The organism is Halalkalibaculum sp. DA3122 (assembly GCF_043951865.1).
GTDB lineage: Bacteria > Bacteroidota > Rhodothermia > Balneolales > Balneolaceae > JAMQKA01.
In genome coordinates, this window is the sequence record NZ_JBINJF010000009.1 from 25,417 (window position 1) to 44,902 (window position 19,486).

Sequence of the window (19,486 nt, forward strand, 5' to 3'; positions counted from 1 at the left end):
ATATGCAGCAATTTCTTTCAGAAAATCGTAGTGAGCAAATATGGGAATAACTGTAATCTCTTACGGGTTGTCTACCTGGCATCATTATCCTCATCTGAAAAAACGCCTTGCATTTAAATTTGAAATGGTCTAATTAATGTTTCCCAGGAAAAACCGGCACTAATGACCGGTCATTTAGTAGTGTAATACGTTGCGATAGGAGTGGGATCTTCTGTATTTTTACATGGGAATCGGTCTACAGGTTGAATCATCCCATGTACAGAAAATCTACGCTGGCATTTGCGGTATTGTTCACCAATTGACCGGCCTAAGGAATAGATATTATGAAAGTATATAAGACGAAACAAGGTATTGTAATTGAGCGCCGTGAATCCTTTTACCTGTTGCGCGATGAAGGGTGGGATTCATTTATCAATGATGATGACCTCTATGAAAAAGTGGATGCGGTTACCACATCCGGTGAACCTATTAATAACGGGCCGCAGCTTATTTCCGAGCAGCTTGAAGCTCCGGTTCAGGGGCAGGAGATATGGGCGAGCGGGGTGACCTACTACAACAGCAAGCTGGGCCGGGAAGAGGAGTCTAAAGAGACGGGAGGCAGTGACTTCTATGCCCGCGTATATGACGCCGATCGCCCGGAGCTCTTTTTTAAGGCAACGAAAAACCGAACCGTGGGATCGGGGGAGTTCGTACGCATCCGCGAAGATTCCACGTGGGATGTGCCGGAGCCTGAACTCACGCTTGTGATCACATCCGGGGGGAACATTGTCGGATATACCATCGGCAACGACATGAGTTCACGCAGTATTGAAGGCGAAAATCCGCTGTACCTGCCGCAGGCCAAGTGCTATGACGGGTCGGCGGCGGTGGGTCCGTGTATTTATGTGACCGACAAGCCGCTTCCGCCGGAGACCAAAATTGAGCTGGAGATAGAACGTGAGGGCCGTATCGTCTTTCAGGATGATATCAAAATCAACCAGATCAAACGAAAGTTTACAGAACTTGTTTCATACTTGTACAGGGAATGTTCGTTTCCGAACGGAAGTCTTTTGATGACCGGAACCGGCATTGTTCCCTCCAACGACTTTACATTGCACCATGGTGACGAAATCAGAATTTCAATAGCACAAATTGGGACGTTAATTAACAAAGTTAAATAAACGATGGACTTAACAGGACAAAATTTTATTGGAAACACGCGATCAGCAAACGGAAGCAACACATTTCAGGGGGTTAACCCGGCAAATGGTGAAGATATTGCTCCCCAGTATGTCGAGGCTACTGCCGATGAAGTGGATCGGGCGGTAGAAAAGGCCGAAGAAGCGTTCCGGGTTTACCGCCGAAAAAGTGGAGCCGAACGCGCGAAGTTTCTCGAGGCTATCGCCGATGAGATCATGGCCCTTGGCGATGAACTGATCGACCGCTGCAGCAAAGAAACCGGCCTCGGCGAAGGACGACTTACGGGCGAACGCAGCCGAACGGTGAATCAGCTGCGACTTTTTGCAGAGGTGGTCCGCGAAGGCTCATGGGTGGATGCCCGTATTGACAGATCGGAGGACGCTCCCGATATCAAAAGTATGAAGATGGCGCTGGGACCCGTTGGTATTTTTGGTGCCAGTAATTTTCCCCTGGCTTTTTCGGTAGCCGGCGGAGATACCGCCTCGGCCCTGGCTGCGGGCTGCTCAATTGTGGTCAAGGCGCATCCGGCTCACCCTGGAACCTGCGAGCTGGTTGCGACGGCGATCCTGCGGGCAGTCGAGAAAACAGGGATGCCGGACGGAACATTTTCGATGGTGCAGGGCATTTCGTACGATGTTGGAACAGCGCTCGTAGAACATCCGCTGATCAAGGCGATCGGCTTTACCGGCTCGTTCAAAGGTGGAAAGGCGTTATATGATGCCGCAACCAGCCGGCCTGAACCAATTCCTGTATATGCCGAGATGGGCAGCACCAATCCCATGTTCTTGTTACGGGGAGCACTCAAGGAAAAAGGAAGTGAGATAGCCGAGGGACTGGTCAACTCCGTGAACCTGGGAGTCGGGCAGTTTTGCACAAATCCCGGTCTAGTAGCCTATGAAAACTCTGAGGAGGCACAGCAGTTCCAACAGACGGTTACGGACCATTTCAAAAAGGCGGGGGGCGGCACCATGCTTACAGCGGGCATCCAGTCGGCTTACAAAAAAGGCCTTGAAAAACTGCTGCAACAAGAGGGAGTTCAGCTGGTAGCCAACGGGGAGGAAAATGGAACCTCAACCACGACGGGAGTTCCCCACCTGCTCAATGTGAATTCAAAACATTTTCTGGCCAACCGGGCGCTTGAAGAAGAAGTTTTTGGTCCCTCCACACTGACGATTACGGCCGATGGTCCGGAGGACCTGGTGGAAATCGCACAAAACCTGCAGGGACACCTGACCGCTACGCTCTACGGTACGGAAGAAGACCTGGAGCAGTATTCCGACCTCGTAGACGTGCTGCAACGCAAAGTGGGACGCCTGATCTTCAACGGGTTCCCCACTGGTGTAGAAGTCAATCACGCGATGATTCACGGCGGACCCTTTCCCGCTACCACGGACAGCCGCAGCACCTCCGTTGGAACTACGGCCATTGAACGATTCGCACGACCGGTCTGCTTCCAAAATTTCCCCGACAGTCAGCTGCCGGATGAACTCAAGGATGACAACCCGCTGGATATCTGGCGCCTGGAAAATGGAGAGCGAACCAAATAACCGTACCTGCTGAATATCTGTCACATTCGGGCCTCCATCCAGGAGGCCTTTTTTATGCGCGTGTTTCGGCGTCACAAAAAAACTCTGAATAGGCGGTCTCCTTGCGGATCGGCCGTATCAAGTCAGTAACAAGAAGGTCGCAGCTCCCACTCTTTCACTTGCTTTATTCCCGAAAGTTGATAGTATTACTATTATCAGCTGTGAAAAATGCAGGGTAAAACAGGAAAACGCTAACAAACCGGGATTGGGCAATGGATTTCTCAAATATAAACTTCTGGGCGGTATTGGCAGCCACACTATCGACCTTTTTGGTGGGTTGGCTTTGGTACGGTCCGCTGTTTGGCAGGACGTGGATGGAGGCAACTGGACTCACCGAAGAGAAGATAGAGCAGGGTAACATGGGCAAAATATTTGGCTTTGCCTTTGTTTTTGAACTCATCATGGCGTTGAACCTGGCGATGTTTTTCTACGGATCGCCGGAAGGTGCAGAAATGATCAACGCGGGTTCAGGAGCATTCTATGGTTTTTTAACCGGCTTTGGGTGGGTCTTTTTTGCACTGGCTGTTAACAGCCTATATGAGCAAAAATCTTGGAAGTACATCCTTGTTAACGGAGGGTATTGGACAGTGGCTTTTACCATCATGGGATTGATCCTGGGTGCGTGGAAGTAATACGGTTTTCAGCCCCAAGAAGGTCGGCGGTGCAGCCACCTCCAGTAAAACAATTCACCAATTCCCAATAACCAGCAACTTATTTCTGGCGTTTTTCAGGAAAGAGCACCCTTTTTTGAAAGACGGGTCTCCACCCAGCGCGGTATATTACTACTTATTGACGGTTTCCGACTGCTGATCCTCATAACACTTTTCAAGAGCTTCAGTGAACGTGTGGACCGGCTGAGCCCCTGAAACCGCGTATTTCCTGTTAAAAACAAAGAAAGGCACGCCCTGGATACCTAATTCCCGGGCCTCCTGTTCATCCGCCCGCACTTCATCTGAAAAATCATCGCCCTCAAGCATCTCTTTAACTATCGATCGGTCGAGCCCGATTTCGGTGCCTATCCGGATGAGCGTATCGTGCCGGCCGATATGACGCCCTTCACTGAAATAGGCGGAAAACAAGTTTTCCTTGGCTTCATCGGCCCGCCCGCTTGTGGCTGCCAGCTTGATCAGTCGATGCGCATCAAAGGAGTTGGTGGGAATGATGCGGTCAGGGTTAAAGTCGATACCGGCCTCAGAGGCTTTCTGCTTAAGATCCCTGTTCGCTTTTTTAGCCCATTCCACGGACTGCCCGTATTTACGGGCCAGCCGTTCGTATATATCCTGGTCGGGATCAATGTCGGCTGCGGGATCCAGCTCAAAACTGTGCCAGTTTACTTCAAATTCGTCGGCGTGCTCAAACTCCTCCAGTGCTTGTTCCAGGTGCCGCTTGCCGATATAACAAAATGGACAGCAAATGTCGCTCCAGATTTCAATATTCATGACAAAAGATGGTTTCGGGATGAACTGTTTTCCTTGTTTGATCATCCAAATGAGAAGTGTCGGGCAAGCGTTCCCGGGATCTCTTGGCTGGCGATGAAAGTTTTGGCATATTACGGGATCCGAACAAATGATTAATATAAACGGGGATTTGACTATCATGAACATTGACGGCAAGAACGCCATCGTAACCGGAGCCAGCAGGGGAATCGGACGTTCAATAACAGAAGCGCTGCTGGCGGGGGGCGCTTCCGTGGCGGGGTGGAGCCGGACGGCGCCAGAAGAGCTTTCTCATGAGCGCTTCACGCATGTAAAGGTGGATCTCACCCGGCAGGAAGAAGTTCAGCAGGCGTATGGCAAAACAGCAGAATCGATGGGAGAGCATATACCAATTCTCATCAACAATGCGGGAGTGGGCTACAAGGGCAAGGTAGAGGAGATGCCGGTAGAACGCTGGAAATATCTTTTTGATCTGAATGTCCACGGTATCTTTTATACAACCCGCTTGTTGATTCCTGAAATGAAGAAGAGGCAAGAGGGTCATGTCATCAATATCTCGTCCGGGGCCGGTACCAACGGAATTGCCGGAATGACCTGCTATTCAGCGACCAAGCACGCCGTGGTGGGTATTTCCCGCTCATTACACCAGGAGTTACGCGATTTTGGGATCAAGGTGACCTGCCTGTCGCCCGGCTCGGTGGAGACCGGATTTTCCACTTCCGAGAAAAACAAGCTGCTGCCGGAAGATCTGGCACAATCGGTAGTTCATATTCTTCAGTGCCGCAAAAACTTTCACTACCCGGATATTCAGGTTCGGCCGCTGCAACCCTGAAGTTGCCCACTCCTTTTTTCGAGGTCTTTGCAAAACCGCTGTTTTGGCCAAAATCGTCATTTTCGGGGATTCGAATCCGCTCAGGGATTGATCATGGTCAAAACGCCAGGTTCTTCAAAGCCCTCTTTTCACCTTTTCAGGGTAGTTACAGACGGCTGTCTTTATCAGGTATCCCCGGCATATCTTTGCCGGATGAATGCAGAGGATCTTTTTCAAGAGGGCTTTAACTTGCTCGTCGGATGGTATCTGTTATCGCCCATCGACTGGTTCAGTACATATTAAACCCTTAAGCAGCAAAGGTTTTTAAAAACCAATTTAATTAAATTATATATACAATGGGGTTATTAACAACAAAGATCAACCTGTATATTTTGTCTATAATCCTGCTCTGTTGTGGTGCGCTTTCCACATTATATGCTCAGGAAGCAGGCGGGGAGCTTCCTTCCCGGTTTGTCGGAGACCGCATCGTTCTTCAGCCTGTGACCAAAGGCGGGGATACGTTGAAATTCTATATGGCTAGCGGTGGATTATCCATGCTGTCTCCGGCGACAGTCAACAGGCTGGAACTTCCCAACGAAAAAATCAATATATCCAACAGTAAAACGAGAGTAAGTTCACTACCGGAATTTAAAAAAGGGTCATGGATTCCTTCTCTGCCCGCACATGTTTCATCCTCAGAGGCCCGTTTGCTACAAGAAAGGTATAGCCGGTTGAACGGGCGCCTGCCCGTGGCTTCCTCCGACATGCCAAAGAATTATACAGGGGAGGGAATCCTGGGACAAGATTGGCTTGCAACTCGTATATGGACGTTCGACTACCAGAATCAAAAGGTGGTTTTTCAGGATTCCAACCGTAGTACGGGACCCAAAACACCGGTATATTTTAAACATGATTCCGAGGGACGCCACAAGATGCATTTTCCGCGAATTCAGGTAGAAATTGTGGGTGAAACGTTTGACATGCTGCTAAGTACCGGGGCAGCGCTGGCACTCAAGGAGACGGTGCACGAGGCGCTCGATGACGGGATGCCCCGGGTGAGGGGAACAAGTTATATCACGAGATCCCAGTTTGAAGAGTGGCACTTTTCTCACCCGGAATGGATAATTTATGAAGATATTGAGGAAGACCGTTCCTCAAACATGATCAGGGTTCCCGAAGTTACCATTGCGGATCATACGGTCGGACCGGTATGGTTTACAACACGTCCGGATAACATTTTGCTTGAAAAGCTTTCAAAGTATACAGATAAAAAAGTGGCCGGGGCGCTGGGCGGGTCACTGCTGAAATACTTTCGGTTTACAATCAACTATCCGGGTGAATATGTTCTTTTTGATCGATCAGAGTAGAAATGGGTTTCAAATATTTAGAGTGAAGCAAGCGGGTAAAACAAGGTAAATGATGATTTAAATAAATAACATAAAATACTATGGAACAGCGACTTACATTAATTACTATTGGGGTTGAAAATATGGATGAAATGCGTTCTTTTTATGAGGGTATATTCGGATGGTCTCCCACGAAGCAGAGCACAGATAACATAACGTTCTTTCACCTGAACGGGGTGCTGCTGGGACTCTTTGGACGTGAAGATCTGGCCAGGGACGCTACTGTTGATCCAAAAGGAAAGGGGTTCAGAAGCTTTGCACTTGCCCACAACCTGCGATCAGAACAGGAAGTGGACTTGCTTTTTCAACAATTCAGCGAACAGGGTGTCAATATTGTGAAAGCGCCCGAAAAAACTGACTGGGGCGGGTACAGTGGCTATATCGCTGACCCCGAGGGTAATCTCTGGGAAATCGCCCATAATCCCTTTATGGAGTATGACGAGATGGGCAATGTGCTGTAAATAGGGGGTGCTCAGACAGATGCCAAGTCACGGTGTACCATAGCCTGCAAGGCTAAAAGGGCCGTTTTACCAGCATGGTTTTCAGCTATGTCTTTCAAACAGGGTGCATCTGATATGGGTGTAGCACCTACCAAATTAAAATCCATTTCCTACAAATGCTTTTTTCAGGAATTCATTCAGGGGTCGAATTTTTGTGAAATATGACAAGATGGTTGCGGGCAGCTCTTCAGAATCCAGGTAATCCTCAAGCGGGATATCAGTCATCCCGTAGAACTGCTTGTTGGCAACATATGGAGTTTTTTGCAGCGCTTCTTTCAGGGAGCCGTTCACCCGCTGGGCCTGCTCGCCTTTCAGTTCCTTATAGGTCTCCAGGAACGACGCACCGGTAACAATGTCGGCAAATTTTTCGCTTTCGTTGGCAATGAGCCTTCGCACCCGCGCTATGGTGGGACGATCCAGGTTGAACAACCCGCCGCCGACGTGAATCATCGCTTTATCAATACCTAAATAATATCCCGGGAGTATGGATTTCTTCCCACCGAGTGCAAACCCCGCTTTCATCAGTGTATTGTAGGGCGTTTTGTCTTTGGTAAATCGCAGGTCGCGGTTTATTCGAAATATCAGCTTGGCCGGATCTGTGGGGATGCCGGGTTCAAATTTTTCGACCTCGGGGACCAGACATTCAACCAACTCTGCAAATGGCTTTTTTACATGCTGTTCATACTCCTGCTTGTGCTGGTGAAACCATTCCCGGTTGTTGTTTTTTTCGAGCTCGCTGAAAAAGGCAACATATTCTTTTTTTATCATCTTTCACCCCGTTATGGTTAAGGTCACGTTAAAAAAGTGTACAAAAACAGAAACCTCACGAGCGACTTGTGTCCATTTTTTAAAAGCTGGGTACCCCGTTGATTGGCAGTAATTTATAAGAAATGGGATGAAGTACAACAGGGGAGAAAAAAATATTACCAATTGTTCGGGTGACGAGCAATCGCAAAGGCATATCCGACAATGATCAATTCCATCTAAACTTTGGTTTTAAAAAAGGAATTCAATTTATTCCATCCCGATCAACACAATATTAATTTTTAAGGATATTTCGTTTATGAAATTTGTAGGAGCTCATGTTAGTGCAGCCGGTGGAGTGGAAAATGCGCCGGGCCGGGCAGAAGATATCGGGGCCAAGGCGTTCGCCCTGTTTACAAAAAATCAGCGGCGCTGGAAGTCAAAGCCACTTTCGGATGAAAATATTGCCGGATTCAAGGAACAGGTTGCAGCGCTTGGTTTTTCCATGGATTACATCATTCCCCACGATAGTTACCTTATTAACCTGGGCCATCCTGAACAGGATCAACTGCAGAAATCAAGAAATGCCTTTTTAGATGAGATGAAACGGTGTGAGCAACTCGGCATCAAATTGTTAAACTTTCACCCGGGTAGTCACCTCGACAAAATTACGCCCGCTGAATGCCTGCAAAAAAATGCAGAATCAGTCAACTGGGCGCTTGATCAAACCGAGGGCGTAACCGCAGTCTTTGAAAACACGGCAGGGCAGGGTACCAACATGGGCTTCAAATTTGAACAGCTGGCCGAAATGATCGACCAGGTAGAAGACAAAAAACGTGTCGGGGTCTGCATCGACACTTGTCATGCGTTTGCTGCCGGTTACGATATCAGGACCCGGGAGGGACTTAATAAAACTTTTGATGAATTCGATGAAACTGTTGGGCTGCAATACTTAAAGGCGATGCATTTGAATGATTCCAAGAAGGAGTTGGGCAGCCGTGTCGACCGCCACGAAAGTCTTGGTGACGGAGAAATTGGCGTCGATGCCTTTCGATTAATCATGCAGGATGAACGCTTTGACGAGATTCCACTTATTCTGGAAACCCCGAATACCGAGCGATGGCCTCGCGAGATAGAGATGCTGTACGACTTTGCCGGCCAGGACGACAGGTAGCCCGTATTTCTCGTAAATATTTATGTTGTAACACTATAAGCCACTGCACAACAAGGAGTTCGGTCTATTTTTATCGCTTTTGAAAGCTATAGGGTATTTTCTTTGTTCAGAACTTCTCAAAAGGTATCGGGAAGATATCGTTGCAAAACCGGTCAGCCATCCTGATCGAGGAAGGGGTCTCTCTGTTAAAGATCTATGGCTATATCAGCTGTTTTGTATTCTTTCATGTAAAGCGGTACGGTAAGAGCCGCTACATAGAACAGAAAGCCGACAACAGCGAAAGCGATACCAAACTGGAGATCGTAGTCCAGCATGTTCATCTCCATTAGCAGGTTTCGCCAGTCGTGAGACTCTTTTGAGAGCCCCCCGATAAGTGGCAGTTGCTGCTGACCGCCATCGGCGGCATAGCCTGCTACATCGAGCCAGCTGAAGCCCACAAGTGCCAGCGAGAGCTGTGTCCCTATTTTTTGGCGGTTTATCCAGGTATAGAAAACGATTCCGAGTGGCAGCAGTATTTGGAATAGCGATCCTCCCAGTATCGTTATAAAACGGCTCCCCGCGATGCTAAAAAAAGTATGTCCCGCCTCATGGACAATCAACAGGAAATTATCGGTCATAAAGTGAACAAAATTTACCGGGAAAGGAAACTCGTGGCTGATCATAAAGAAAATATTAAACCGGAGAGCCCGGTATACCTGCTGCAGAGTTTCGTACATAAAGGGCAAAAGAAGCAGTGAGCCCCACCATTTTTGCACTATCAGAAACAGGTAATGCTTGATTTGTTCTTTACGATCCATGCTGCCGGCTTTTACTCAAATTCGTTCCGAGATATTATGAAATCCCCACGTTTTGTGGTGTTGTTTTGACAATGTCTGGACGCTGCTCAAGGTCAACGCCAGGGCGTGGGCGGAATCGCGGCGTTACCGTTTAACAGGTAGAAAATTATTCGCCCAAAAGCTCAAAAAACCGGCGCTTTTTTTTGAGAAAATATTGCCATACCAGGTTCACTTCCAGCAGGGGAGGCGGGTCTTCATGGTTTGTCCTCGCTTCCTGCAGTCTTTTTCTTTTCCGGAGGACCTGGGGAAACAGCTTCCAAAAATGCAGGTGAGCCCGCACAATGGCGATTACCTCCCGCCATTCGCCCGTTAGTAGTGATCGCAACGCCGCAAGAATATCCAATGCGTAGCGAACGGAAAATCGCCAGGGCAGCGTTCGGGTGCTGCAGTTTTTCCAGAGCATCGTCAGGTTGTTTCGGTAATTGTAATAGATTTTGCGGGGAGATCCCATCGGCATGGAACCGCCGCCCAGGTGATATACTGTACTTTCAGGGCAGTATCGCACTGTGTATCCTCGATTCCAGAGCTGCCAGCATAGATCAATCTCCTCCATGTGAAACTCAAAATCCTCGTCAAAGCCTCCCAGTTCTTCAAACTGTTTTTTGCGGATCGCCAGTGCCGCACCGCTGGCCCAGAAAATTTCTGTGGAAACGTCGTACTGCCCGTCATCCTTTTCCACGGTATCAAAAATACGTCCCCGGCAGAACGGGTACCCATACCGGTCCAGGAATCCCCCGGCCGCCCCGGCATACTCAAACTCACCGGGATTGCTGAACGAGCGCATTTTGGGTTGCAGCGCCGCCGCTTCCGGGTGCTGCTCAAAGCAGTCGTTGAGATGGGAAATCCAGTCGGGCTCGACCCGTACATCATTATTCAAAAACACCAGAATATCCCCGCTGGCATGGGCAGCCCCGCGATTGTTACCCCCGCAATAGCCGTAGTTTTCATCAAATATTGCCACGGAAATTTCCGGGAAATTTTCGTTTACCCACTCTTTTGAACCGTCGGTGGATGCATTATCTGCCAGAATGATTTCAAGGTCGGGATAATTTGTTTCAGCAACAGAAGGTAAAAAGGTTTTCAGGTGATTGAGGGCGTTCCACGATACAATGATAATACTAAAACTGTACATCTACCACGTTTTGAAGTATGAAAATATGGTTGTTTATTAAACAAAAATTTGAATTGCTTTAGGTTATTTACAACTGCTCAAAACATCCCTATTATAAGTTCCATTATGAAGGGCAATATGGGAAAGAATTTATAATGAAAAAAGTTGGTTTAATATCCGATACCCACAACTATCTGGATCCACAGGTATTCGAATATTTTAAAGACTGTGACGAGATATGGCACGCCGGGGATTTTGGCGACATGAACGTTGTCCGTGAGCTAAAGAAAATTGCACCAGTTGTCGGGGTATATGGGAATATCGATGGACAGGATATTCGGCGGGAGTACCCGCAACACCAACGGTTTGAGGTTGAAGGCGTCGACGTCTGGATGACCCATATCGGGGGCACACTCGGGCGGTACTGCATACCGATCCGCAAGGAGATGGAAAGTGATCCCCCGGACATGTTTATTTGCGGCCATTCGCATATCCTGAAAATCGGTCGCGACGAGGAAAAGGGAAATATGCTGTTTGTAAATCCCGGTGCCGCAGGCCGACACGGGTTCCAGGTGTACCGAACCTGCGTGCGTTTTGAAATTGATGCCGGAAAGATTCAAAATATGGAGGTCATCAACCTTGGCACGATGGGAGAGGATTAGGCGCAATGGGTCACGAGTAATGGGTAATATTAGAAGCTTATTTTAAGCTGATTGCTCGGATTGCATCAAATATTGCGTATTCCGTATTGCTATAAGCCAATTTCTCGCAAAACTGACAAAATAGTAGGAATACGCAGTACGCAATACATTTTCCTATTAAGCAATTTTACGTTAAAACTGCTTACTATCTACTCATCACTTGTTACTAAACCTCATACCTGTTAATAAGTTCACAGGCATGCATTGCCGACAGAATTACCAGTGGAATGCCGCCACCCGGATGTGTGCTCCCGCCGGTAAGATAAAGCCCTTCCACATTACGTGCCTTGTTGGCCGGGCGCATAAATGCCGCCATCCGGCTGTTGGAGGAGGTCCCGTAGATGCTTCCCTTGTTGGACCGGTATTTTTGATAAAAATCCTGTGGCGTAATAATTTTTTCATACCGTATCGATGCCCTCAGGCCGGTGAGTCCCCGGCTTTCTAGCACCTGTTTGATGTGGCGCGCATAGGCGGCACGCCCTGAAGACCAGTCATATCGTTCACTCAGGTAGGGAGCGTTAACCAGCACAAACAGGTTGGAACCACCCGCAATCGCGTGGCCCGGATCCGAATAGGAGGTGTTGGCGATGTAAATTGTGGGATCTTTTGCCGGAACCCGATCTTTAAAAATAGCTTCGAACTCCTTCTCATAACTGTCCGAAAAGAAGACGTTGTGATGCCTGAGCTGGTTGTACGAGCGATCCAGTCCCAACAAAAGCACAAAACCGGAGCAGGAGGGCTCGGTGTTGGCGATTATCTTTTTTTTGAGCGATGATCCCGAACGGTCAGGCAGCAGGTGGAGGTAGGTTTCGGAGGCATCCGAATTCGATAGTACGATATCGAATTGTTCTTTGGTCCCGTCGTATAGCTCGATTCCCCGTACGCGTCCCCGTTCCGTATTGATCGCCGTGACTTTAGTATCCATGATGAACCGGGCGCCATTTTTTTTAGCCAGCGCAGCCAGCGCTTCCGCAATTCTATAGATTCCATCCTTCACATAGTATCCGCCGCGATTGATCTCAACGTGAGGAATGACATTCAGGGTGGCGGGGGCCTGGAACGGGGAAGAGCCGTTGTAGGTGGCAAAACGCTTAAAAAAGCACCGCAGGTAGTCGGACTGAAAATACTTGTCCACGCGGGCACTTACGGTGCTAAAGGCATCGATGCGGGCCAGGTCGGCAAGATTGACCTCGCTGAGGTCCGATATATCAAACAGTGGATTGAAAAGAAACGAAGAGGAGGTCTTTTGGAAAAGCTGCTTGGCGTACCCCAGGAATTCGGTGTAGGCCTCCTTATCCTCGGGTGCAATGCGGGCGATCTCTGCAAGAGACCGCTTCTGGTCTTCGAAATTGTCGAAGGTGGTTCCATCCCGGAAGAAGTACCGGCACAGGGGATTCAGCGGTTCAAGCTGAAGATACTCCTCCATCCGCTCTCCGCAGTCGCTGAACAGTCTTTCCAGCAGTTCGGGGAGCGTCAGCAGGCTTGGGCCGGTGTCGAAACGGAAACCCCCGGCTCGAATTTCGTTCATCTTGCCGCCCACGGTTTCATTTTTCTCGTAGACCGTGACGCTGTGATTGTCTTTCGCCAGCAGGGAAGCGGCGGCCAGTCCGCCTATTCCCGCCCCAATGACCGCAATGTTCATATCTGAATTCGGTATAGTGAATTGTGCAAGTATTGGATTCCTTTCTTCATCCCAAAATATCCGAAAATCGTTCGATCTAAAATATAATCTGCATTGGATTCCCAGGCGCATGAGTAGTACTTTCAATGGGAATGACAAGATCAATTTCAGGAATCCGAAACATGCGTGCAGCACGAGTCGTCTTTTTAATAATATTTTCCTCTCTTTTTGTATTAAACTGTTCGCAACAACAGGAAGCGAGCGAAGCCCAGGAATTTTACCTGTTCGTCGGAACCTATACCGGAGAGGGAAGTGAGGGGATTTACCTGTACAGGTTCAACTCGTCTGAAGGATCGGTGAGTCCGTTGATTGAAACCGCGCGAGTTGAAAATCCGTCATACCTGGCTATCTCACCCGATCACACTAACCTGTATGCCGTAAATGAGATGGGCGGGGCTGCCCCCGACTCCATCAGCTCCTTCTACTTTGACAAGGAGACCGGTGACCTCAGGCTGATAAACAAGCAGTCAAGTGAAGGCGGGGGACCTTGCTACGTTTCGGTTGACCGCACCGGGAAGGCGGTATTTGCCGGGAATTATTCCGGGGGATCGCTGGCTATGCTGCCGGTACGAGAGGACGGGGGACTTCGGGAAGCGAAAGCAGCTATTCAACACACAGGCAGCAGTGTGAATGAGTCCAGGCAGCAGCGCCCCCATGTGCACTGTACCTACATTTCCCCGGATAACAGGCGCCTGTTTGTAAATGATCTCGGTACGGATCAAGTAGTTGGATACGCGTTTGATGACGAGCAGGTTGTCCTTGAGGAGACCCCTTCGTCCGTGTACGAGGCCGATCCCGGTGCGGGTCCACGTCACCTGACCTTCCATCCCAGCGGGGAGTATGCCTACCTGGTGAATGAGCTAAACGGCACCGTCGTGGCTTTTGAATATACGGATGATGGGCGCCTGGAAACCAGGCAAACCCTTTCAACACTGCCCGAGGAGTATGAAGGCGCCATATCGGGAGCCGACATCCATGTGTCACCGGACGGTAAATACCTGTACGTATCAAACAGAGAGGATCTCAACAACATCGTTATTTACGCTATCGATCAAGGCGACGGCACACTGAGGAAGGCAGGTTCCCATTCCTCCGGTGGCGTTCACCCGCGCAACTTTGTGATCGATCCGACGGGAGCATTTTTGCTTGTAGCCAACCGCCATACCGACAATATCGTGGTTTTCAGGCGCAACCGGGAAACCGGACTGATCACGCCCACGGGAACTGAACTTGAAGTTTCGCAACCGGTATGCCTGAAAATGATTCCTGTTCAATAAATTCCCTGCCTGTCAAAAGAGGAGGGTGGAGATCGACATTAACAGGCTCCTTTTCTACTCTCTCAACCGCAGATTTGCAACCGTCTCGATATGGTAGGTCTGGGGAAACATGTCGACAGGCTGTACCTCGAGGATATCGTACACCTCATTGAGCTCCTTGAGATCGCGTGCCATAGTTGAGCTGTTGCAGCTCACATACACCAGCCTGGGGACTTTAAGCTTGTTCAGGTATGCCACGACATCGGGATGCATCCCCGAGCGCGGAGGATCGGTTACGATACAGTCTGGCGATCCGAATTCGGCAACGATCGACTGGTTGAACACATCACGCATGTCACCTTTGACAAATTCCACGTTTTCCACGCCGTTATTTTTGGCATTGGTCCGGGCGTTTTCAATGGCAACCTCCACATTTTCGATGCCCACTACGTGGCCGGCCATTTCACTCATAAAAAGGCTCAGTGTTCCCACCCCGCAGTACAGATCAAAAAGCAGATCACCAGATTTTAGATCGGCAAATGAGCGCGCTGTTTCGTACAGGCGTTCAGCCTGCTCCGTGTTGGTCTGGAAAAAGGCGTTGGCATCGATACTAAAACGATAACCCCCGATCGAATCCACGATATGTCCGGGGCCATGCAACACTTTCTCATAGCGGCCCACGGCCGTTGGACTCTTGGTGTCATTTATATTGTTGATGATGGTGGTGATCCGGGGAAACTGCTCTAAAAGCGCGTCGGCCATCGCCTGCATTATCTCCTCGTCATCTCTGAATGTGACCAGGTTCACCATCAGGTCATCCGTGTGAGCGGCATTCCGGATAACCACATTTCGCATGAAGCCTTTATTGTCAATCGTATTAAATGGCGCAATATCGTGCTCTGTACAGTAGCTGCGCACAAAATCCAGTATTTCATAGGAGATTGGCTCCTGCAGGTGACACTCCTGCAAGTTCAGAATTTTGTCGTATCGTCCCGGGGCATGCAGTCCCGCCGCAAAACAACGGTCGCTCACATACTCATCCCGTTCTATTTCCTCTCTGCTTAACCACCGCTTGTGCCCGATTGAATATTCCATCTTATTTCGATAATAAAATGTTTTATCACAAGCGATTACCGGGTTCACCTCAAGTTCTTTTAATCCGCCGATTCGTTCCATGTGATCTTGTACCTGGCCCTGTTTGAACTCGAGCTGAGAGGCGTAGTCAACATGCTGCCAGCTGCATCCCCCGCACATCCGGGCGTGCCGGCACCTCGGTTCAATACGCCTGGGTCCCTCTTCAATCACTTCCAGGAGCTTGGCCTCGCAGTAATTTTTTTTACGTTTAATAATGCGGGCCCTAACCCGGTCGCCGGGAGTGGTATTGGGCACAAACACGGCCAGGCCATCGACCTTGGCTATTCCCTTGCCCTTGAAAGCCGTAGATTCGATATCGAGCTCAACATCAGCTCCTTTTTTCAGTTTCATATAATGTTATTAATGTTATCCTGGAGATTATAAAATTTGCTTTTCCCTTTCGGCGTCGTAGTACGTGGAGAACTGAATAGAAAAAGCTTTGGCAACACCCTTTGCCTCTACCAGCGCCTTGGTCGTTTTTTCAAGCTGTTTCATCGCTATCATGGCGAGTGTCTCCAGGAATTTGACGGCAATTTTGGGATGCCGGTCCCGGAGCGTCTCAAAGTCGGGTTTAAAAAAACCGAGCAGCACGGAGTCCGTAAGGCATTTGGCCGAGGACATTCGTCGAAGTTCATACCCTATGGAAAGGGCACCAAAGCTTTCCGGGGCTTCAATAAGGTAAGTATTGGTATCTTCATCAGAGCCCGGTTCAGGTTCTACCACAAGCTGCACCTTTCCTTCCTCGAGGAAATACATGCCGGTGCCCGGATCCCCCTGGTAGTAGATAAATTCTCCCTCATTATAATTCCTGCGATGACATAACTGCAGAAATTCATAGCGTTCCATGGGGGTGAGATTGTCCAGGAATCTAGACTTAAAAACAATTTGTGCCTGTTTCTTTATCGTCTTGAACCGATCAAATCCGAACATAATACTCAATTAAGTTATAGTACCGTTGCAACAGAACTGTAATGTAATCAATTTTCGATACCGTCTGCTACTGTTGTTAAAGATCGTATGGTACGGGTAAAATACTGATTGCAGGCGTCGACAACGATACTTGCCAACAGAACGTTTATCGTTTCTCCAGCAATCACTGGTGCCGTGAGTCTAGAAAGAATGCCCGATACCAAAACTAAAATAGAGTTTTTTATTGGTAAACCAGCTTTCTGTCGGAGCCAGGTCATGTATGCGAAAAGCAAAATCAAAACGGACGACCAGATATTCCCAATCAAGCCGCAGTCCCACCCCGGAGCCGACGGCAATCTGCTTGTAGAACTCATCAATATAAAATTTCCCTTCATTCAGCAGGTCCTGGGACTGGCCGCCCCTGAACGAGTTCCGGGGACCATACCAGACGTTTCCGGCGTCAGTGAACCAGGCCCCGATCCAGTCGGCCGAAAGGAAGTTGGAGATCATGGTTTGGCGTACCTCAGCCTGGCCAACCAACTTAATTTCTCCGCCGACGACGGGAGGAGTTCCTTCAATGGCGATGCCTCCCGGCCCCAAACTGTTGAAATCCCAGCCCCGGATGTCATTGCTCCCCCCGGCAAAGAACCGCTGGTTAAGCGGAATGCTGCTGCTGCCCCCAAACGGCTGGGCAAAACCTGCAAATCCCCGGTAGGAGAAGACTGCATCGTTTGACAGGGGAACATAACGCCTGTAATCGGCGGTAAGTTTTAAAAATCGGCTGTACGAAAGACTGTTATTGCTGATACGGGCGGGAGAGGGGAGGTTGCCTTCCAGCGTGTCAGGGGTGACAAAATAACGATCGATCAGGTGGGGGATGTTTCCGCCCAGCGCTACGGAATATTCGCTGTAATAGCCCCTGTTCCGCTGGATCAGATCGGTATTCTGGCTTCGGAAAGTATAGCGCAGGATCGAGGAAACCTGGGGGCGAAAGTCTTCCAGCAGCCGCCGGTATTCAAACGAGGTAGTATCAAATTGCTGGATTAGAGACTGGCGAAACTGTTCGGACGGGTCGGAGTCGAGCACATCCAGTTCAACCAGGTCGAGTAAGCTCGTAAATCGCTCATTATGGTTTACTACGTAGCGGAGGTTGAAACGCACATCCGAGTTTACATCGAAGAATAGCTGGTTGGAACGGGCCAGCGAAAGGGAATACTGCGTGCGGGAGTTCGAAAAAAACAGGTTGTCATCGAGACCGGCAAAGGGGAATATCAGCCGGGGCAGGGAGTAGTCGCCGCGCACTTCAAAGCTGCGGAACAGCTGGTCGCCCCCGCCAAAAGTCTCATCCAGATTTTGCAGGGTTTCTGAGCCCACGTATTCAAAACTTCCGTTCAGCGAAACCTGCAGGTTTTCCGCTTTTCCAAAAAGGTTGTTATTGGTGTAGGTAACGCCGGCTCCTGAACCGAATCCGTATCGCCGGAGGCCAAATAGGTTGAAGTTGAAAGAATGCTTGGGAAGGGTTTGCAGGGAAAAGAGAACGGGAATATCGGGTTTGGAATAGTCGGGCAGCGATCCATCCTCACTCAGTCCAAATTCGCGGATATTGAGCATCCCGAGGTTTTGAAACTCGTTGACCGTACGCACATACCGGTTGTTATCAAATACTTCTCCCGGTTTGAACAACAGCTGATCAGTCAACAGGCTAAACTTGGTTTGCGCCTCCGCCTCTTTTTGTAGAAATATTTTTTTGCCCCCGCTGGTGTACGGTTCGCCTGTCAGGGTATCGGCATGTTCATATCTTGTTTGCGCATCCGGACCCCGGAGGTTGATCGACAGGTCACCGAAATGGTACAAATTGCCGGGATTTATATAGAACAGTACATCCAGCTGGTGATTGTCGGAGGGATCCCGTTTGATCTGAGCCAGCACCGAGTCGCGCTGTACAGAGGCATACCCGTTGTTCTTCAAAAAATTTATAATTCGGTTTCGCTCGTTGTTAAGAGCGTTTTCAGAATACGCACGGTTTACCGAAAACGTGGTGTCATTTATTGGCTCCCGGGTCATTTCGCTGTCCAGGTAGAAATCAGAAATCAGTTCCGGATCCGGAAACTCCGGCATCCCCGAATACGCGATGGTTTGTACCCGCGACTGCTGACCCTCGTTAATCAGGAAAGAGACCTCTACCTTGTTGGGACTGAACTCCACAATATTGGTATCCACCGAAGCCTCCAGGTAGCCGATCGATTCATAATAGCGACGGATACGCTCCATGTCGGTTTCTACGGTTTCAGGTACCAGGTAGGCCGGGGGCTCTCCAAATCGTTTGGTAAGTTTCCAGATAAAATACCAGGGCGTGAAGCGGGGAATACCGAGAAACTCGCGGTTGGTATGGGTGCGAATCAGGGTCTCAAGCGTGTTGTCTTTCACATTGTCATTGCCGACAAAACGGATGACACGCACCACATTTTGAGTGGTATCGGCCTGTTGAACTTGCGCATCTTGTGCGTATAATTCAGCCTGTAAGACCGAAAAGGAGAGCATCATTCCCAAAAAGAATGTACACGCAACACTTCTAAACAAGATAGAATGAAAATCAGAGTTCGGTTTTAATTTACAAAAAACGGTTGTCCCGTTAACGGAACAACCGCGTAAAGATATGGAATAAACCGATTGTTTATCGATCAATATCTATACATCATCGTAGTCGAAGCCTTCATCCTCTTCATTATGGAAGAAATCTTCCTTACGAATATAGTCCGGCCAGATATCCTCAATGCCTTCATAGACCATATCTTCGCCTTCCTCTATTTCATCCAGTTCGTACAGGTTGTCGATCACCTGTTGTTGCAGGCCATTGCGTTCGGCCCATTCAATGAGTTCTTCACGGGTTGCAGGAAATGGAGCGTCGTCTAAAGCTGCCGCTAATTCTACAGTCCAAATCATGTTTCTTTTACTTCTTGTTGATTTATTTAGTGTGTTTTAACTTCCAATGCACCTTATAAAAAGGATTGTGCAATAAAAT

18 protein-coding genes are annotated in these 19,486 nt (G+C 48.9%); 9 read left to right on the forward strand and 9 right to left on the reverse strand.

The features are described 5' to 3' along the window. The first annotated feature begins 323 nt into the window (after positions 1-323). From ACG2F4_RS08090 to ACG2F4_RS08100, 3 genes are all read left to right on the forward strand, one after another. The gene (locus ACG2F4_RS08090) at positions 324-1,160 is read left to right on the forward strand and encodes a fumarylacetoacetate hydrolase family protein (protein WP_395259717.1); all 837 of its coding nucleotides are present in this window, start codon (positions 324-326) and stop codon (positions 1,158-1,160) included. Between the two features lie 3 nt (positions 1,161-1,163). Then, the gene (locus ACG2F4_RS08095; RefSeq protein WP_395259718.1) at positions 1,164-2,726 is read left to right on the forward strand and encodes an aldehyde dehydrogenase (NADP(+)); all 1,563 of its coding nucleotides are present in this window, start codon (positions 1,164-1,166) and stop codon (positions 2,724-2,726) included. A gap of 251 nt (positions 2,727-2,977) precedes the next feature. Continuing rightward, positions 2,978-3,397 (forward strand): DUF1761 domain-containing protein, encoded by a 420-nt coding sequence (locus tag ACG2F4_RS08100; protein WP_395259719.1) that lies wholly within the window; start codon positions 2,978-2,980, stop codon positions 3,395-3,397. Positions 3,398-3,547: 150 nt separating this feature from the next. Here ACG2F4_RS08100 and ACG2F4_RS08105 read toward each other — a convergent pair whose 3' ends face one another. Beyond that, entirely contained in the window at positions 3,548-4,204 is a 657-nt protein-coding gene (locus tag ACG2F4_RS08105) for a DsbA family oxidoreductase (protein ID WP_395259720.1), read from the reverse strand. A 127-nt stretch (positions 4,205-4,331) separates the two neighbouring features. Between ACG2F4_RS08105 and ACG2F4_RS08110 the strand changes: the two genes are divergently transcribed. The 3 genes from ACG2F4_RS08110 (at position 4,332) to ACG2F4_RS08120 (ending at position 6,879) form a co-directional block, all read left to right on the forward strand. Then, a complete protein-coding gene (locus ACG2F4_RS08110; protein WP_395259721.1) occupies positions 4,332-5,033 on the forward strand; it encodes an SDR family oxidoreductase in 702 nt (233 codons plus the stop codon). Between the two features lie 371 nt (positions 5,034-5,404). Beyond that, a complete protein-coding gene (locus tag ACG2F4_RS08115) occupies positions 5,405-6,379 on the forward strand; it encodes a hypothetical protein (protein WP_395259722.1) in 975 nt (324 codons plus the stop codon). 80 nt (positions 6,380-6,459) lie between these two features. Continuing rightward, positions 6,460-6,879 carry a VOC family protein gene (locus tag ACG2F4_RS08120; RefSeq protein ID WP_395259723.1) on the forward strand — a complete coding sequence of 140 codons (420 nt, stop codon included), beginning with the start codon at positions 6,460-6,462 and terminating at the stop codon, positions 6,877-6,879. Between the two features lie 135 nt (positions 6,880-7,014). On the opposite strand, the gene ACG2F4_RS08125 is transcribed toward ACG2F4_RS08120, so the two are convergent. Further along, positions 7,015-7,686, reverse strand: coding sequence for a DUF2461 domain-containing protein (locus tag ACG2F4_RS08125; protein WP_395259724.1), 672 nt, complete (start codon positions 7,684-7,686; stop codon positions 7,015-7,017). A gap of 295 nt (positions 7,687-7,981) precedes the next feature. Here ACG2F4_RS08125 and nfo point away from each other — a divergent pair, with 295 nt between their 5' ends. Continuing rightward, complete coding sequence (nfo, locus tag ACG2F4_RS08130; RefSeq protein ID WP_395259725.1) at positions 7,982-8,836, forward strand: deoxyribonuclease IV; 855 nt, start codon at positions 7,982-7,984, stop codon at positions 8,834-8,836. Positions 8,837-9,021: 185 nt separating this feature from the next. Here the strand turns inward: nfo and ACG2F4_RS08135 are convergent, their stop codons facing one another. Next, positions 9,022-9,633 carry a hypothetical protein gene (locus tag ACG2F4_RS08135; protein WP_395259726.1) on the reverse strand — a complete coding sequence of 204 codons (612 nt, stop codon included), beginning with the start codon at positions 9,631-9,633 and terminating at the stop codon, positions 9,022-9,024. 145 nt (positions 9,634-9,778) lie between these two features. Continuing rightward, positions 9,779-10,804, reverse strand: coding sequence for a glycosyltransferase family 2 protein (locus ACG2F4_RS08140; protein ID WP_395259727.1), 1,026 nt, complete (start codon positions 10,802-10,804; stop codon positions 9,779-9,781). Between the two features lie 134 nt (positions 10,805-10,938). Here ACG2F4_RS08140 and ACG2F4_RS08145 point away from each other — a divergent pair, with 134 nt between their 5' ends. Next, positions 10,939-11,445: a metallophosphoesterase family protein gene (locus ACG2F4_RS08145; RefSeq protein ID WP_395259728.1), complete on the forward strand. Its 507-nt coding sequence runs from the start codon at positions 10,939-10,941 to the stop codon at positions 11,443-11,445. Positions 11,446-11,650: 205 nt separating this feature from the next. On the opposite strand, the gene ACG2F4_RS08150 is transcribed toward ACG2F4_RS08145, so the two are convergent. Continuing rightward, positions 11,651-13,126: a phytoene desaturase family protein gene (locus ACG2F4_RS08150; RefSeq protein ID WP_395259729.1), complete on the reverse strand. Its 1,476-nt coding sequence runs from the start codon at positions 13,124-13,126 to the stop codon at positions 11,651-11,653. Between the two features lie 161 nt (positions 13,127-13,287). Between ACG2F4_RS08150 and ACG2F4_RS08155 the strand changes: the two genes are divergently transcribed. Continuing rightward, positions 13,288-14,442, forward strand: coding sequence for a lactonase family protein (locus tag ACG2F4_RS08155; protein WP_395259730.1), 1,155 nt, complete (start codon positions 13,288-13,290; stop codon positions 14,440-14,442). Positions 14,443-14,496: 54 nt separating this feature from the next. Here the strand turns inward: ACG2F4_RS08155 and rlmD are convergent, their stop codons facing one another. The 4 genes from rlmD to ACG2F4_RS08175 all read right to left on the reverse strand — a co-directional run bounded on the left by rlmD (position 14,497) and on the right by ACG2F4_RS08175 (position 19,407). Further along, positions 14,497-15,906, reverse strand: coding sequence for a 23S rRNA (uracil(1939)-C(5))-methyltransferase RlmD (gene rlmD / locus ACG2F4_RS08160; protein ID WP_395259731.1), 1,410 nt, complete (start codon positions 15,904-15,906; stop codon positions 14,497-14,499). 27 nt (positions 15,907-15,933) lie between these two features. Beyond that, positions 15,934-16,485, reverse strand: coding sequence for a Crp/Fnr family transcriptional regulator (locus ACG2F4_RS08165; RefSeq protein WP_395259732.1), 552 nt, complete (start codon positions 16,483-16,485; stop codon positions 15,934-15,936). Positions 16,486-16,665: 180 nt separating this feature from the next. Further along, positions 16,666-19,008: a BamA/TamA family outer membrane protein gene (locus ACG2F4_RS08170; RefSeq protein WP_395259733.1), complete on the reverse strand. Its 2,343-nt coding sequence runs from the start codon at positions 19,006-19,008 to the stop codon at positions 16,666-16,668. A gap of 144 nt (positions 19,009-19,152) precedes the next feature. Then, a complete protein-coding gene (locus ACG2F4_RS08175; protein ID WP_310685746.1) occupies positions 19,153-19,407 on the reverse strand; it encodes a DUF2795 domain-containing protein in 255 nt (84 codons plus the stop codon). Between the last annotated feature and the right edge of the window lie 79 nt (positions 19,408-19,486).